The 15,030-nt window shown below is 60.4% G+C and carries 16 protein-coding genes; 1 reads left to right on the forward strand and 15 read right to left on the reverse strand.

The features are described 5' to 3' along the window. Nucleotides 1–21: 21 nt before the first annotated feature. The 15 genes from AC0L3D_RS24025 to AC0L3D_RS24095 form a co-directional block, all read right to left on the reverse strand. Nucleotides 22–906 carry an SIR2 family NAD-dependent protein deacylase gene (locus tag AC0L3D_RS24025; RefSeq protein WP_473480614.1) on the reverse strand — a complete coding sequence of 295 codons (885 nt, stop codon included), beginning with the start codon at nucleotides 904–906 and terminating at the stop codon, nucleotides 22–24. 38 nt (nucleotides 907–944) lie between these two features. Then, complete coding sequence (nifT, locus tag AC0L3D_RS24030; protein ID WP_473480612.1) at nucleotides 945–1,157, reverse strand: putative nitrogen fixation protein NifT; 213 nt, start codon at nucleotides 1,155–1,157, stop codon at nucleotides 945–947. Then, the gene (locus tag AC0L3D_RS24035; protein WP_473480610.1) at nucleotides 1,154–1,474 is read right to left on the reverse strand and encodes a nitrogen fixation protein NifZ; all 321 of its coding nucleotides are present in this window, start codon (nucleotides 1,472–1,474) and stop codon (nucleotides 1,154–1,156) included. Before AC0L3D_RS24035 ends, nifT begins: the two co-directional genes overlap by 4 nt. A gap of 89 nt (nucleotides 1,475–1,563) precedes the next feature. Further along, nucleotides 1,564–1,758, reverse strand: coding sequence for a 4Fe-4S dicluster domain-containing protein (locus AC0L3D_RS24040; RefSeq protein ID WP_008878193.1), 195 nt, complete (start codon nucleotides 1,756–1,758; stop codon nucleotides 1,564–1,566). A gap of 32 nt (nucleotides 1,759–1,790) precedes the next feature. Next, complete coding sequence (gene nifB, locus AC0L3D_RS24045; RefSeq protein WP_473646008.1) at nucleotides 1,791–3,272, reverse strand: nitrogenase cofactor biosynthesis protein NifB; 1,482 nt, start codon at nucleotides 3,270–3,272, stop codon at nucleotides 1,791–1,793. Between the two features lie 187 nt (nucleotides 3,273–3,459). Next, on the reverse strand, nucleotides 3,460–3,588 hold the full coding sequence (locus AC0L3D_RS24050; RefSeq protein ID WP_280952227.1) for a hypothetical protein: 129 nt from the start codon (nucleotides 3,586–3,588) through the stop codon (nucleotides 3,460–3,462). Nucleotides 3,589–3,768: 180 nt separating this feature from the next. Then, complete coding sequence (gene nifA, locus AC0L3D_RS24055; protein WP_473480608.1) at nucleotides 3,769–5,448, reverse strand: nif-specific transcriptional activator NifA; 1,680 nt, start codon at nucleotides 5,446–5,448, stop codon at nucleotides 3,769–3,771. 247 nt (nucleotides 5,449–5,695) lie between these two features. Further along, complete coding sequence (locus AC0L3D_RS24060; protein WP_473457739.1) at nucleotides 5,696–5,995, reverse strand: ferredoxin family protein; 300 nt, start codon at nucleotides 5,993–5,995, stop codon at nucleotides 5,696–5,698. A gap of 12 nt (nucleotides 5,996–6,007) precedes the next feature. Next, nucleotides 6,008–7,315 (reverse strand): FAD-binding protein, encoded by a 1,308-nt coding sequence (locus tag AC0L3D_RS24065; protein WP_473629455.1) that lies wholly within the window; start codon nucleotides 7,313–7,315, stop codon nucleotides 6,008–6,010. 11 nt (nucleotides 7,316–7,326) lie between these two features. Beyond that, on the reverse strand, nucleotides 7,327–8,436 hold the full coding sequence (locus AC0L3D_RS24070; protein ID WP_473517693.1) for an electron transfer flavoprotein subunit alpha/FixB family protein: 1,110 nt from the start codon (nucleotides 8,434–8,436) through the stop codon (nucleotides 7,327–7,329). 18 nt (nucleotides 8,437–8,454) lie between these two features. Next, nucleotides 8,455–9,303 carry an electron transfer flavoprotein subunit beta/FixA family protein gene (locus AC0L3D_RS24075; protein ID WP_473629454.1) on the reverse strand — a complete coding sequence of 283 codons (849 nt, stop codon included), beginning with the start codon at nucleotides 9,301–9,303 and terminating at the stop codon, nucleotides 8,455–8,457. Between the two features lie 183 nt (nucleotides 9,304–9,486). Then, on the reverse strand, nucleotides 9,487–9,864 hold the full coding sequence (gene nifW / locus AC0L3D_RS24080; protein ID WP_473629453.1) for a nitrogenase stabilizing/protective protein NifW: 378 nt from the start codon (nucleotides 9,862–9,864) through the stop codon (nucleotides 9,487–9,489). Next, nucleotides 9,861–10,730: a beta/alpha barrel domain-containing protein gene (locus tag AC0L3D_RS24085; protein ID WP_473646010.1), complete on the reverse strand. Its 870-nt coding sequence runs from the start codon at nucleotides 10,728–10,730 to the stop codon at nucleotides 9,861–9,863. Before AC0L3D_RS24085 ends, nifW begins: the two co-directional genes overlap by 4 nt. Nucleotides 10,731–10,902: 172 nt before the next feature. Next, a complete protein-coding gene (gene nifS, locus AC0L3D_RS24090; protein WP_473629451.1) occupies nucleotides 10,903–12,102 on the reverse strand; it encodes a cysteine desulfurase NifS in 1,200 nt (399 codons plus the stop codon). Nucleotides 12,103–12,281: 179 nt separating this feature from the next. After that, a complete protein-coding gene (locus AC0L3D_RS24095) occupies nucleotides 12,282–12,602 on the reverse strand; it encodes a HesB/IscA family protein (protein WP_473517689.1) in 321 nt (106 codons plus the stop codon). A 319-nt stretch (nucleotides 12,603–12,921) separates the two neighbouring features. Between AC0L3D_RS24095 and AC0L3D_RS24100 the strand changes: the two genes are divergently transcribed. Next, nucleotides 12,922–13,983 (forward strand): hemin-degrading factor, encoded by a 1,062-nt coding sequence (locus AC0L3D_RS24100; protein ID WP_473629450.1) that lies wholly within the window; start codon nucleotides 12,922–12,924, stop codon nucleotides 13,981–13,983. The last annotated feature ends 1,047 nt before the right edge of the window (nucleotides 13,984–15,030 follow it).

Below are 15,030 nucleotides of genomic sequence, written 5' to 3' on the forward strand. Positions count from 1 at the left end.
TTGATCCTGGCCACCATCGGCTCAACATGCTGAGCCGGCGAGTTGCGCCACGGCTTCGCTCGCTGGCATGTCGATCACCGTGATTCCGCTCGCCGCAAGGAAACGGGCTTCGTTTCTGGTCAGCGTTTGCCCGTCCATTATCGCGTAACGAGGGCCTTCTGAGCGCTTCATGATCTGGCTGGCGTAAGTGCGCAGCATCTGATCATTGAAGCGGCAGCCGACGAAGAAAAAACCCCGGTCGACGCGTCGTTCCTTGACCACGTCAGGGATAGGCGTCTGGATATCGATTTCAGTCAGGGCTTCGACATAGTCGGAATCGGCGATGAGGAAATTTGCGGCCGGCCTAATACTGCCATGTGGCGCATAGAGAACCGTCTTCGTCGCTGCTCCAGCCTCGAGTTCCCTTCCCGACAAGTCGTAAGTTCTGGTCCAAATGTCGCCAACTTCGTTCGCCCGCGTAACGCCTTGTATCTCGACGACGTCGGTTCGGCCGGCCTCTGCCAGCGCCGCGCGCATGGCGCCTTCGTACCAGCTGTCGATGATGAGGGAGAGCGGGAGTTTTGCGAGCCAGGCGTGGAGGATGCTCGGCGCCGCCGGCCCCGCAAATATATCAGTCATCCAAGCTTGAAGTGTGCGGCGATGCCGGCGCTGTTCAATGAACTGCGCGACCGACCACATATTGGTGCGGATCTTCGAGGGGGCTGGCGCCCGCGTGTTGAGTGCCTCGGCAACGGCTTCGGGGGTACACGGCACAGGCGGCTCAGCAGAGCTGAGCCGGAGGAGACCCGGACCGAGATATGGGATCACCTGATCGGAGACTAACGCTCGTCTGGCCAGCTCAAGCAGCTTTCGGGCAAAACTGTCCCGGACGACGACTAGGTGGCCCGAGGTCGGGATCGTGTTCATGCTCGTTTCCTCTTGACGCCTCTCATTGACGGGCGGCATCAGTCCCCGTCGGAAAGCTTCCTTGCCTCGACGGTGATCGGCAGACGCGTATGCGGCGGAAGATCGGGAAGGAGGAGCCGCCAGCCGTTCCTGAGCGTTACGATCCCGCCCCACAGGTCCTGGTTCTCGAACTTGATAATCGGCTCCTCGAGATCCTTTTTGGGGACATACGCCGACAACCCGGCCTCGGTCCTGCGGATCATTACTTTCATCCGGCCGTTCCTTTATTGGCGTTTTCTTCGGCACTGCAGGAAGCGTCGGCTTTGTCGAGGCTCGTCAATTCACGCGCTCGCATGCCGACGACCGTCCCACGGTCGATCCATTCGACCGCGTAGATGAAGAACTGCTGGAGAAACGTGCCAATGTCTCGCACGTAACCCTCTTCGCCCTTGCGCACGAGATTTTCGCCGATCTCCCTGCCAGGATAGGTGCCGTCATTCTTAATGTGGCGAGTGGCACGGACCCGCTCTCCCGGCTGAAATTGGGGGGGTCTGCGGATTTCCACCTCCTGTTCGCGTGCGAGCCACATGGCGGTTCCTTTGGTTCTCTGAGCTACTGTCATTGATGAGGCGCGCAGGCATTCCCCGGGGCAGCCACTTGTGTGGGTGCCCAGTGGACTCAGGCAGGAACGCAGGTCTTCGGCACAGGACACACCGAAGCACATTGCTGAGTGTCGAAAGCTCCTTCGCATTCGGTGCACTTCTGCAGCTCGACCACGTAGCTCTCGCCTTTGAACTTGATCGCACCCGACGGGCATTCGAATTCGCAGGCGCCGCATTGTGTGCATTGGGATGCGATGATCTTGAAAGCCATTTTGACTCCTGATTCGAGTAAATGAGATGGGTTCAGGCTGTCACCGCGAGTGCCTGGACGCCGAACTCGGCGGCGTAAATCGCGCCGATTGCCGTTTCGATGTAGTCATGGCCGTAAGCGTCGGTTGCTCGGATACCGGCGGCCGCGAGCTGATCCTTGGGGCAATCTCCAATTTTGACGCAAAGCACTACGTCTACGCCTTCCAGCGCAGTGATGACCCCGTCGAGAGTGGCCTTCTCGCCCCAACCCCCGAGGCAATACTGCTCAACCTTGCGGTGCCCGACAAACTTGATCCCCCGCGCCGAGGCTTCATACACCTGGAATTCCTTGGCATGGCCGAAGTGTTCGTTGACGCGGCCGCCACCCTTAGTTGCCACCGCGACGAGGAGGGACTTGCCGGAGCTCGCAGTCTTGACCATTCCGATCGCTTCGCTCCTAGCCGCGAGGTGATCACGGCGCTCGTCCGCGACCAGCTCCCGATAGGCTTCGCGTTTGCTGGCATCGTAGGTGAGCTCACCGGGGATGTGGCCGAGCGTGAATTCCTGGCCACGATCCTCGCCCAGCAGGCCGACGGCATCTGCCCGGCACTGCCGGCAGTGGCGCATCAACTTGGCGCCGCCTTCAAGACGATCCTGAAGAGCCTTCATCTCCATTGCATTTGGGCCGCGCTGCCCGGTCAATCCGTAGTGCGTGCCGTGCGCCGGGTCCGAAATCAGAGGCATGACGTTGTGCAGAAACGCGCCGCGCTGGTTGACCCACTTATTCACCTCAATCAGGTGCTGGTCATTCACTCCGGGGATCATCACCGAATTGATTTTGGTGAGGATGCCGCGTGCGCTGAGCATCTCCAATCCCAGCATCTGCCGCTCGTGCAGAATTCTGGCGGCTTCTATGCCGCAATAGCGGCGGTGATCGTAAAAAATCCAGGGATAGATTTTTGCGCCGATTTCCGGATCGACCATGTTGATCGTGATCGTCACGTGGTCGACATTCATGTCGGCAAGCTCGTCGACGTGGTCGGGCAGCGCGAGCCCATTCGTAGAGACGCAAAGCTTGACGTCGGGGATTTCCCTGACGACGCGTTCGAACGTCGCCTTCGTCTTCTCCCAGTCGTAGCAGGCATCGCCCGGTCCGGCGATCCCAAGCACGGAAAGCTGCGGCACTTCATTGGCGACCGCGATCACCTTGCGTACTGCCTGATCGGGCGTCAGCTTTTCCGAGACAACCCCGGGCCGGCTTTCGTTGGCGCAATCATATTTGCGATTGCAGTAGTTGCACTGGACATTGCAGGCCGGCGCGACGGCGACGTGCATGCGCGCGAAATAGTGGTGCGCCTCTTCTGAAAAGCACGGGTGATCCTTGATCTTGTCCCAGATGGCCGGGTCCACATCGTCCGGCCTTGTCGACGATCCGCAGGAGGAAGATGCACAGCCACCCGACTTGGCGCTCACCAGCAACTGGTCGGAGACCCTTGCGCCGGTCAGGCTCTCAACTGAAATCGCCGGTGCGGCCATTGAACGGCTCCGTTACGGGTTAACGTCGCGGTTCGAAGCGCAAGAGCAATGCCAACTGAAAAAGTGGCGCTAGTTCACGAATTGGCTTTGCGCGTCGGATATCATGGAGTTGCTCCGACATAGCTTTGTCGGACTTCTAACAGGACTATGTTAGAAGGTGAGGAAGACGACCCGGCCGGACATCAGTTCAAGATAGAAATCCCGCGTCGACCGCTCGGCCGTGATCGCCCTCGGCACAACTCCCGACCGGTCTTCCGACGAGGATGTCGGTCTCGGCGACGGCGAGCTCGTCCGCGGTGAAGTTGCCACTGCTCACTTGGGTCTGCATGGTTCCGATTCAGGAGAGTGGGGTGACTCCTTTCTGCGATCGGCAAGACGTCGGCAAGGGCGGGTGATGAAGGGGTGACAGCATCACACACTCGCGCAGCTTTGGCCCGGGCTCCGACACATTTCGCGTAGCTGGCGCAGTGTTCTCGTTCTCCACCTCATGAGAACGCTAGAATTTCTTCACCTCGATCCCGTGTCGGCGCAAAGCATATCCGACCTGTCGCGGCGTAACACCGAGGACACGGGCGGCCTTGGCCTGAACCCAGCCGACCTTCTCCATCGCGCCGATCAGCCGGTCGCGTTCCGTCAGGCGCGGGCCTATTGCAGGGAGAGCGGGATCGTTTGCAGGGTCGGCAGTATGGGGTCGCACGTTATCCTGCGGGGCGCCGAAGCGCCCGGCCGGCATCGGCAATCCGGCGGGCATTATATTGCTTCGAAAGCGCTGGTTGCCGGTATTGCCGCTGTGCGAATGATCAGCTCTTTTCCAGAGGAGCCAAGATAGGCATTGGTTATTGTTGCAGGCAAAATCTGATGGAGCGATTGTCCTTGAACGCGCTAGCGTGGCCGTCCTTTGCACGCAGTTCTCCAATTCGCGGACATTTCCAGGGAAGTAGCATTGCGAGATAAACTCGAGCGCCGACGGCGCAAAGGCGAGTTCGAGATGGTTCTCCTTGTTGAATCGTTCGAGGAAGGCGTTCGCAAGGCGAGGGATATCCCCCGGTCGCTCTCGGAGCGGAGGCAGGATGATTGGCACCACATTGATGCGATAATAAAGGTCGGCCCTGAACTCCCCGCTTACGACAGCCGACTCGAGATCCCTGTTGGTGGCGCATATAAGTCGCACGTCGACCTGCAGCGTCTTGGTACCGCCAACGCGCTCCAGTTCGCCTTCCTGCAAGACACGTAACAGCTTGGCTTGGAATGCAGGTGAAATCTCGCCGATTTCGTCGAGTAGCAGCGTTCCCCCGTTTGCCAATTCAAAACGGCCGGCGCGCTGGGAAATTGCCCCTGTGAAGGCGCCTTTTTCATGTCCGAACAGCTCCGACTCCAGAACGCTTTCCGACAGTGCGGCGCAGTTCAACTTGACGAAAGACTTCCTCCGCCGGCGCGAGAGCCTATGTATGGCTTGCGCGAAAAACTCCTTGCCGGTGCCGCTCTCGCCCCTCAGGAGCACGGTGGAATTCGTCCTTGCTACAATGGAGACGGTTTCGAGCACCTGCTTGAGTGCGGGGCTCTCCCCGATGATCCCATCCATCTTGACGGGTGCATGCGGGACGGGGTCGGTCCGGTCCTCATCGGACGAATTCTCCGCTGTCCAGCTCTCATCGGCGCGCCGCTCACGATCCCTAGTCAAGCCGCGATGGAGGCGAATAGTGCGGCCTACGAGGTTGGCCACCATCGTCAGGAAGCAGATGTCCTCATCGTAGCGGGACCCGTGTACGCTGTCTCTTACGATCGACAACGTCCCAAGGATCCTGTCCTCAGCCTTAACCGGGACGCCGATAAAGGCCATCGGGAGGGAACTGACACCAGGACGTGTTTGAGGCTCGGCCTGAAACAACTCGGACGTGCTGAGGTCCGCGATGACGAGCCGCGTGCCCGTAGCGACGATTTGATCTATTGCCGCCTTTGGTATGATGGGGTGAGTGCTTGATGGGCCGCTGCCGGCACTCGCGGCGATCTCCGGCTCACCTTCAGAGTCCAGGACAAAGATTGCTCCATGACGCATTTGCACAAACGACGGGAGAGTGTTCGCGACATTGGCCAGCGTAACCTCCAGCCGGGCGGGAGCCGTCAGCGCCTTCGACACCTCATAGATTCCCTTGAGCCAGTCATCTGCTTCGAACATCCCATCACTGGCGGGTTTGCGGAAGGTGTCTCGAGGTCCTACTCCGTTGACCCGATCATCCGGCCGTATGTGAGCCATGGAAACACCTCAGCGGTTGTGGTCCAGGGTGCTCCTCCCAAGCGCCTTTTCATCAGTTCAGGAAGTTCATTCGCTCCGCAATTTGGCGAGATGGTGCCGGCAAGATTGCGCTTTGTCGCGAGTTCGGGAGTACACAGGTGCACACCCGCCGAAACGGTGCCAAAGCCGATCATCCGAACTTGAAGAGGACGCCGAAGCCACCACGCGGATAATTCCATTCGATCTCGCCGCTGGCCTCGCACAAAACGCGGCAGGTGCCGCACTCCATACAGCCATCGGCGGTGATTTCAACTTGACCTTTGTCGTTCAATTCATAGCATTTCGCCGGACAGACGCGTGTCAGCGCGAGCAGATTCGCGCTTGGTTGCTTGTGCGGTCGCACCTTTATATGCGGACGGCCGGAGTCCACAAGATAGCGGTTCTGGTAAAGCTTGTCTTCGACACGTAATTCTGTCCCTGGGTTCGTCATGTCGTCAGTGCCTCACCGCCACGCCAATGCCAGCCGGATCGCGTCGCTGACCAGCCCCAACCGCGAGCGCGCCTTGATGAAGGCTGCCGTGGTCGCCTTTTCCTTTTCGATCTTTGGCGTGCCGTCGACACGCATGAAGTTTTGCGCGGCTTGCGACATCAACCGCGGGTAGGTCGTGAAGAAATTGCAGGCGTTAGTGTGGAGTAAAGCTGGCATGTCTTTGTATTTCCGCAGGTCTTTGACTACGAAGGATTTATCCAGCATCGTCTGGTAAAGGGCGAGGTTCCGTTTGGTCATTGGATCGTTGCGTCTCTTCACCTGTATGATAGCCTCAGCCGCAATGCGACCGGAGGTCATGGCGAGGTTCGAACCCTCGCGGTGAACGGCGTTGTTTAATTGCGCGGCATCGCCGACAACGACCCAACCGTCGCCAAAGAGCTGCGGAATAGCCTTGTAGCCACCTTCGGGAATGAGATGCGCCGCGTATTCTTTCACCTCCGAACCGGCGATCAGCGGCCGGATCGAAGGATGGTTTTTCAGCGCATCGAGAAGGGCGTAAGGGCTCTCCATCTTCGCGGCGAAATCCGAGACGAGGCAGCCGATGCCCAGTGAGATCGATTCCTTGTTGGTGTAGAGGAATCCGAGCCCGGCCATGCCGTGGGATATCGTGCCGACTGCCTCGATCACGCAGCCTTCACTCCCTTTGACGCCGAACCGCTGCTCAATGACCTCTTCGGGCAGGAAATGCATCTCCTTTACTGCGAGCGCCACCGCTTCCGGTTTCAGCATCTTGCGAAGACCGCCCCGCGTGCCAAGCAGCCCGCAGACACCTTCTGCAAGAACAACTACGTCCGCGTAGATCGCTCCGCCGGCCCGGTCCGTGCGGACGCCGATCACCTTGCCCTTGGCGTCACGGACGAGTTCCGTCACCGTCGTCTCGCACAGAACCGTCGCGCCGGCCTCGCGCACCCTGCGCGAAAACCATTTATCGAACTGGGCACGAATGATCGTATAGCGGTTGGGCTTCACCTCGTTGAAGTCGTCCGACCGATAGTGAATCCCGGTGTGGGAGGTGTCGTCCATCACCCAGAGCCGCTGTTCAACCAGATGCCGCTCGAGCGGTGCATCATCCCGGAAATCCGGGACGATCTTCTCCAGCATGTTCGCGTACATGATGGCGCCCTGGACGTTCTTGGAGCCCGGATATTCACCTCGCTCCAACTGGAGTACCTTCAAGCCGTCGCTTGCCATAGTGTAAGCAGCTGCGTTCCCGGACATGCCGGCCCCGATGACAATGGCGTCGAACTCTTCGTTGATCATTTCCATCTCCCTTAGCTCGCAAGCTTGTCGCGACTGTGCGGTGACAGCCGCCGGGTGAAGGCCTCGGTCAGCGCGGGCAGGAAACGGACCGCATCGGTGACGATCCCGAGGTGAGCGAAATCGAAAATCGGCGCGTTCGGGTCGGTGTTGATGGCCACGATGAGATCGGCTCCCTCAACTCCAACGCGGTGCTGGATGGCGCCGGAAATACCGGCCGCTATGTAAAGCTTCGGCCGGATTGTCTTGCCTGTTTGGCCGATCTGCCGATCGGCCGACATCCAGCCCTTTTGGACCAGCGGCCGCGAACAGCCGAATTCGGCGCCTATCACTCGCGCGAGACTCTTCACAAGCTGCAGGTTCTCCGCTCCGCCGAGACCGAGCCCTCCCGCAACCACCACATCCGCATAGGCGAGATTGGCGATACCCGACTGGCCGTCCGGAAGGAATCCTAGCACCTTGGTGACAATTTCATCCTCGGCTAGCGACAGCTTGTGAGGGATGACACGCCCGATCGCTCTGTCGGCCCGCTGGGGCATCGGCATGACCCTCGGTCGCACCGTCGCCATCTGCGGCCTGTAATTGAGCGTGTAGATCGTGCATAGCAACGAACCGCCAAAAGTCGGGCGAGTCGCGGCGAGCGAGCCGTCAGCATCCACGTCAAGTTCGGTGCAGTCGGCCGTTAGCCCTGTCAGCAAGGTGGTTGCGACGGAACCTGCGAGATCCCTGCCGAGCGTGGTTGCACCGAGAAGCAGGATCTCGGGTTTGTAAGTAGCAACCAGATCTGTCATCGCCTTGGTGAAAGGCTCATTGCGATAGTCGGCGAGCACCGGCGCCTCAACGAAGTAGACGAGGTCGGCGCCATAGGCGAAGGCCTCGGCGACTGCGTTCTGGGTCGCTTCTCCCGGGGGTCCGAGCACAGCGCCCGCGAGCTGGACGCCAAGTTTGTCCGCCAGCTTGCGGCCCTCGCCAAGCAGTTCGAAAGATACCGGGTGGACCTGGCCACGTTCGAGCTCGATGAAAACCCAGACATGCCGATAGTCCCTGAAACGCTCAGGAAGCTCCTTCTTCATCCCGGCACGGCCGGGGGGCTGGCGAGGGGTGTCTGAGTTCGTGCTCGACATATGGTCTGCTCCTTGCCGTCACGCGCCCTCGAAGGCGAGTTCCGGTTCCAGCGCCGGCTGGCGGGTGAAGATTGCACCAATCAGTTCGTCTGCGGTATCGCGCAGCGTCTTTTCGGCGGTCTCAATTTGCTCCGCCTTTTCCGAACGGGCGCTAGGGGCGAAAACGCGTTTGACGACCGTCGGCGAGCCACGCAAGCCGCATTTGGTGAGGTCTTCAATGCCGGCCTCGGCCGCACTCCATTTCACAATCTGGCTGCGCGCGGCGCAAAGCGCGTCTTCGATCGAGCCCCGGCGCATCTCGTTTGTGCCTTCCAGCATGGTGATGAGGCAAGGCAGCCTGCTCTTCAGCTTCTGGGTGCCGCCCTCGCAACGGCGCTCGACCGTGATCTCGCCTGCAGCAAGATCAATGGAGGCGATTTTCGCGACATAGGTGAGTTGAAGGAGATCGAGACGCTTGGCGATGCCGGGCCCGACTTGGGCGGTGTCGCCGTCGATCGTCTGTTTGCCCGTGAAGACCACGTCCGGTGTGCCGAACGTCTCGCCGATCTTCGCGATTGCCTGGGAAAGAGCAAAGGAGGTGGCCAGCGTGTCAGAACCGGCAAAATAGCGGTCGGTCAAAAGCACCGCGCGATCGGCGCCGTAGCCGAGCGCCTTGCGCAGGCAGTCCTCTGCCATGGGTGGACCCATAGTGAGCACTGTGACCTCCCCACCATAAGCGTCGCGTAGCCTGAGTGCTTCTTCCAGGGCGAACAAGTCGTAAGGGTTGATGATGGTCGGCACACCCTGACGCATGATGGTGTTCGTCACCGGATGGACCCGTATCTGTGCCGAGTCCGGCACCTGCTTGATGCTGACGACAATGTGCATTGGCGTTCTCTATGCTGTTATCCCGAGGCGAGCTGGCGGTGCGAGTTCTTGTTTGCATCATTCGTGCCAAGTGTTTTGCGAGCGTCTTTCCTTTTAAATTCCATTGATCATTTCTGAGGCCCCCCGGTTTCGGTGCCCGAATTGTTGGCTTGTCGACATTGTCGCGTCGCAACTATGTAGCGTTTATTCGCCGAACCGCTTCAGGACGGAGTCGAACGGAACGAATGTGCGGCCTGGCGTGTGAGGTTTGTTCGGATTGTGATCTTTGAGCACCTTGAAAACCCGGTGCGTGAGCGGCGAGGAAAGCGCGAACTCCTCGTAGGCGCGTTCCAGCATGGCGCGCATGCGCGCGGCGATCACCTGGTCGGGCAGACCGGAGAAATCTTCCCCGGCAAGGTATTGGCCCACACGCTTGAGGATGTGGAGCCGTGAGACATTGAGCACCTTCGGATCATACGAGACGCCAAGGACAGCGAAGAACTCCTCCGCGGACGACAGGCCTTTCAGTCGCGTGAGGATGTTGGTGACGTCGATGGAACTGCTGTCAGCGGAACAACTCATTGCGTTCTCCCTTTGTCGGAAACGGTGGTTCTGGTGCGTTGGTCGCACATTCGACATGCAGCCCCGAAAGCCGCGGTTTGATGAACGAATGCGCTGAGCCAGCGCGGCAATCGCCTGGTCGACACAACTGCCTCCGGTGCCGAGGCCGGACGTGGCGCGCGGTACAACTGGTCGATCTCCATGGAGGCAGCCGGCCCCGCTTGGAAGCGAGCGAGGTGGGCTGACGCAAGGGCCCGCAGGGCCCGAGCGGGATGGGCTCGACTGTCTCCGGATTGGCCCTCGACCTGGCGCTCGGCCCCGCCCGAGGTCTCCTCGGCCGCCAAGGGGGGCAATGCGGTGAGGCCGACTTCGGTATCTGCATCCTGAAGGACAGCCATCGCGGCGGCCAACTCTTCGCGTGCGGCATTGCCCGCGCGCTCGCCGACTCCAAGGACGACCGAGGCATGGCGCGCGCCGGCGCGGAACGCGGCCACCGTGTTGGCGGTAGCGAGGCCGAGATCGTTATGCGCATGGAATTCGAGGTCGACGGGAGACTTCGCTGCGAGCGGGGTGACAAGCTCGAAGGTCGAAAAGGGATCGAGGGCGCTGACACTATCGGCCAGGCTGACGCGGCTTTCGCCGGCGCGCGCCGCCGTCTTAATAAGGCGGGCGAGATAGTCCTGGTTGGTATGCGAAGCATCCTCAGAGCCCAGGGCGAGGAAAAAGCCGCTGGCGGCCGCGCGCCCGACCATATGCTCGATGAGCTTTAGCGCTCCTTCCCGGACTAGCCCCAGCTTCGTGGCAAGCTGGAAATCCGATGCAGGCAACGACAGATTGAGGGCACGGACGCCGCTCTCGACTGATGCATGGAAATCCCGTGAGGTCATCCGGCGCCCTGCCGTGAACCGCACCGGAACACTCCGTGCGACCACGGCGCAAATTGCGTCGATCTCGATCGCAAGCTTTCCGCCACCGTCAAGGCAACGCCGGATGCCTGCTCGCCCTCGCGCAGGGTAGTATCCTTGAGAAAGACCCGACCGCTCATGAATGGACGCCGGTTCATCTGCCGCTGAGACCTGGTACGCATTGAAGGCCTTCGGCGCTCCGTATATTCGACCCGGAACTGTGGGCGTCGCGCAGCTTCTCCACAATTGAAGGCAAGACCTCTAGCACCCGGTCTACCTCTTCTTGTCCGTTGTCACGCGCGAAAGAGAAGCGGACCGCCCCATGTGGCATTTTCATCGCCCTCAGGACGTGACTTGGCTCCGCACAGCCCGATGTGCAGGCGGACCCGGAGGAACAGACGATACCCTCGCGGTTGAGGAGATGCAGGATTCCATGGCCTTCAAAACCTTCGAAGGCAATGTTTGCGGTGTTCGGCAAGCGCTCCAGGGGATCGCCGTTGATGAAGCTGTTTGGGACATGCTGGACAAGCCCGTTCTCCAGCCGGTCGCGGAGCCACTTTATCCGTGGGGTCTCCTCATCCATGAATTTCAAGGCGAGTTCGGCGGCCATGCCGAGCCCGACTATGCCGGGCGTGTTTTCGGTGCCCGCGCGCCGGTCGCTCTCTTGGTGACCCCCCTTGATCAGGGACTGGAACGGCACGCCGCGCTTGACGAAAAGTGCGCCGGCCCCTTTTGGTCCATGAAATTTATGACTGGAGAGCGACAGCATGTCGATGGCGGTTGATTTCAGGTCGATCGGGAACTTGCCGACTGCCTGCACGGCATCAGTGTGGAAAAGGGCGCCGACTTCCTTGGCCAATTCGGCGAGCTTGGCGACAGGGAAGATCGTACCAGTCTCGTTGTTGGCCCACATGATCGAGACGATTGCCACGTTTGGGCTGAGAGCAGCCCGGTAAGCGTCAACGTCGAGCCGGCCCTGGCAATCCACCGGGATCCTGTGCACCTTGACGCGGCGCGTCTCCTCGAGATGCGCGCAGAGCGTCAGAACGGCCGGATGTTCGACGGCGGAAGTCACAATCTCTGTTCGGTCAGGCATCACCTGGAGCGCCGAAAGAATGGCAGCATTGTCGCTTTCCGTTCCACCCGAGGTGAAGGTGATCTCGTCGTCGAACTCCGCGCCGATCAGCGCCTGCAGCTGGCGCCGCGCGTTTCTCAACGCGGCACCGGCAAGGGCGCCAAAACCGTGCGCCGACGAAGGGTTGCCGAATTGATCCGTAAGCAACGGCAACATCGCTTCAAAGACTTCAGGATCGACCCGTGTCGTTGCGTTGTTGTCGAGATAGACAACTTTCATGGGCTGTGGTCCTCAATGGAGTGGAAGGGAGGCGCAAACCCGGTCGCATCGAGCGTTGCGCATGCCGTTGCTGGCGGAGACGATCCAGAAGCGGTGCAGGTGCCCCACAAATTGGCGCAGATTGGGCCGCCATCGCACCGACAAGCTCACCTCAGGCGCACTCTCTCCTTCTTCGGCAATCAACTACAGGACTTGCCGCAGGAGCACTTCCCGCTCGCATTCGGATTGTCGAAGACAAAGCCGGAGGTTTCGAGACCCGTGACGAAGTCGACGGCCATGCCGGCTACATGCGGCTGGGTGCCGGCGTCTACGAACACCTTGATCCCATCTGTCTCGATGATCGCGTCGCCCTCGCGCGGGACGCTCTCCAGGCCCATCGAGTATTTGAAGCCGGAGCAGCCGCCGGCCTCGACCTTGATACGAAAGCCTTCTGCCGGCTCACTAGCGGCGGAAAGAGCGGTTTTAACGGCGGCAACGGCCTTGTCGGTGAGCGTAATCATTGCTCGTTTCTCCTCAGTGCGTGACGGTTTGGGCATCACCGTGCATGGACCGTGCCAATGGGAAAAACCGTTTCCGGACAGTGCGACATCGCCAACGCGGCCACGATTCTGGTTCGGCTGTTGCCGCGAAGGCGTTGGGCAACCGACAGCATTGTCGGATTTGTCGAGACCGCCACAGGGGGGTGGGCTCGAGTTCCCTCTGAACTGGCTCGTCAGCCGGGCTTCCGAGACGCTTCGAGAAATTGGCACGACTTTTGAGCTCTTTTTTGGCGAGGGCGAAGACGCCCTACCGACAGTATGCGCAAGCAGGGGTGAAGACATGCACCAGCACGAGAAACCGTCGCCGGAGAGAATCCGGCGGGCACGCGAAGACAGCCCCAAAATCCGCGACCACGATCTCGCCGCCCAATTGGGCATTTCGGAAGCGGAGCTTTCCGCGGCACATTGCGGTTTTGGCACGGTGCGCATCCAGCCACGCGTTAATGATATGCTGACCGGTCTCGAGGCGGTCGGCGAGGTGATGGCGCTGACCCGCAATGCCAGTGCCGTGCATGAGAAGATAGGCATCTACGATAAGGTGTTCACCGGAAAGCGTCACGCCATGGTGCTCGGCAAGGACATTGATTTGCGCATCTTCGCGAACGTGTGGGCGCACGGCTTTGCGGTCGAGGCACGCGATGGCGGGGAGATCCACCGCAGCCTGCAATTCTTCGACGCCGCAGGCGAGGCAGTGCACAAGGTGCATCTGAGGTCGTCCTCCAACCTCTATGCCTATCAAAAACTGACAGACGAGCTCCAATCCTCGAACCAGGAGCCGATCGTGTCGGTTGAGGGGAGGTCAGCCGAAAACCTCGCAAAGATTGCGGACCAAGCCGCTACAGTCGATGACCTGCGGGAGCACTGGAGTCGGCTGACCGACGTGCACCAGTTCTTCGGCATGCTGAAGGCCCTGAACCTCAGCCGCCGCCAGGCGGTGCGCATGGTCGGCCAGGATTACGCCTGGCTGCTCGACAATGCTGCCGTTGGCGCCATGTTCCATCGTGCGGCCGAGGACGAGATGCCGATCATGTGCTTCGTCGGCAATCGTGGCTGCATCCAGATTCATTCCGGCCCTATCAAGTCGGTCAAGCAGATCGGGCCTTGCATCAATGTGCTCGACGAGACTTTCCACCTGCATCTCAGGGCCCACCACATCCGTGAGGTTTGGGCCGTGCGCAAGCCGACCAGGGACGGTCACGTCACGTCACTCGAAGCCTATGGCGCCAATGGCAAGATGATCGTCCAGTTCTTCGGGACGCGCAAGGAAGGCGAACCCGAGCGCCACGACTGGCGGCTACTGGCCGAGAACCTGCCGCGCATTCCCCGTTCAACCGCCGCTTGAGGTGAGGCCGATGCATATCGATTCCCGTTTCGCTCGGCATGCGCCGCTACTCTGGATTTTGCTGACCACCGCTTTGCCTGCCGAGGCCAACGAGGGCACAGCTGCCTTTTGCGGCCCGCCGAGGATCACCTCGATCGACGGCGCCATTCCCGAGGACCACCGCGCTTGGCGAGGATCGCCATCATTGCTCCCGTTGCGATGAGCCACAACCTGAACTCCGCGGTAAAGCTACTCAATGCAGGCAAATGCGTCAGCTGCCCGGACGGGTGTGTTGTCGGTCAATTGTCCAACATCCCAGATGTACGGCAGCGGGCGGGAGGAATTGCTCGAAGTGAAGTCGATTGGTCCCTCCGTCAAGATTCCAGAGGACGGCCTCCACAAAGGCATCTCGAATGATCCTTCGCCGGCAAGAGCCCTCGGCGTCTCATGCCAAGCTCGAAAAGGTAACGTCCGAGACGGATGCAAAGCTGCCGCCCGAAAGCAGCCCGCATTATCAAGGAACGCTTAGCGCATCCTGTTTGCGCTCTCGGCTCAGCGCGGCTAGATTCTTGCCAAGAGCAGCAACACAGCAGTCAACGGCCAGGTTGCCGATGCGACCAGTGCGGTCGAGGATTTCTCCGGCTACCAGCAGATACCCCCACGAGGCGATCGCCTCGCCAGGCCGATGTGATCCTGACGCAGAAGAATTGGGGCTGCCGATCTCCGCAGTGAGCTATTTGCGGGCGCCCTGATGGCCTCGGCGCCGGCGGACGTGGGGCCCTCTTCTTGCCATAGGCGCGGCCGATCGCGGCCCCGTCTCCGACTCGCTCAGGCGCTCGACCGCATACAAATCACCTCGCGCAAGAGATCGGGATCCGGAGCCTTCTCCACGAGCGCGCAGGTTCACCATGCCGTCGGTCATCGATCGTCCTTCGAATTAGTTGGGTCAGCAACCCGACCTTACCGACGAAGTATCGATGACGACCGCAAAGCCGCTCGCTCGCTTGTATGGGCTAATCTTTGTCAAGGTGATCTTTCAGTCGTTCCGTCTCCTTGTTCAGCTGTGGC

The sequence above is a fragment of the Mesorhizobium sp. WSM4837 genome, assembly GCF_055811435.1.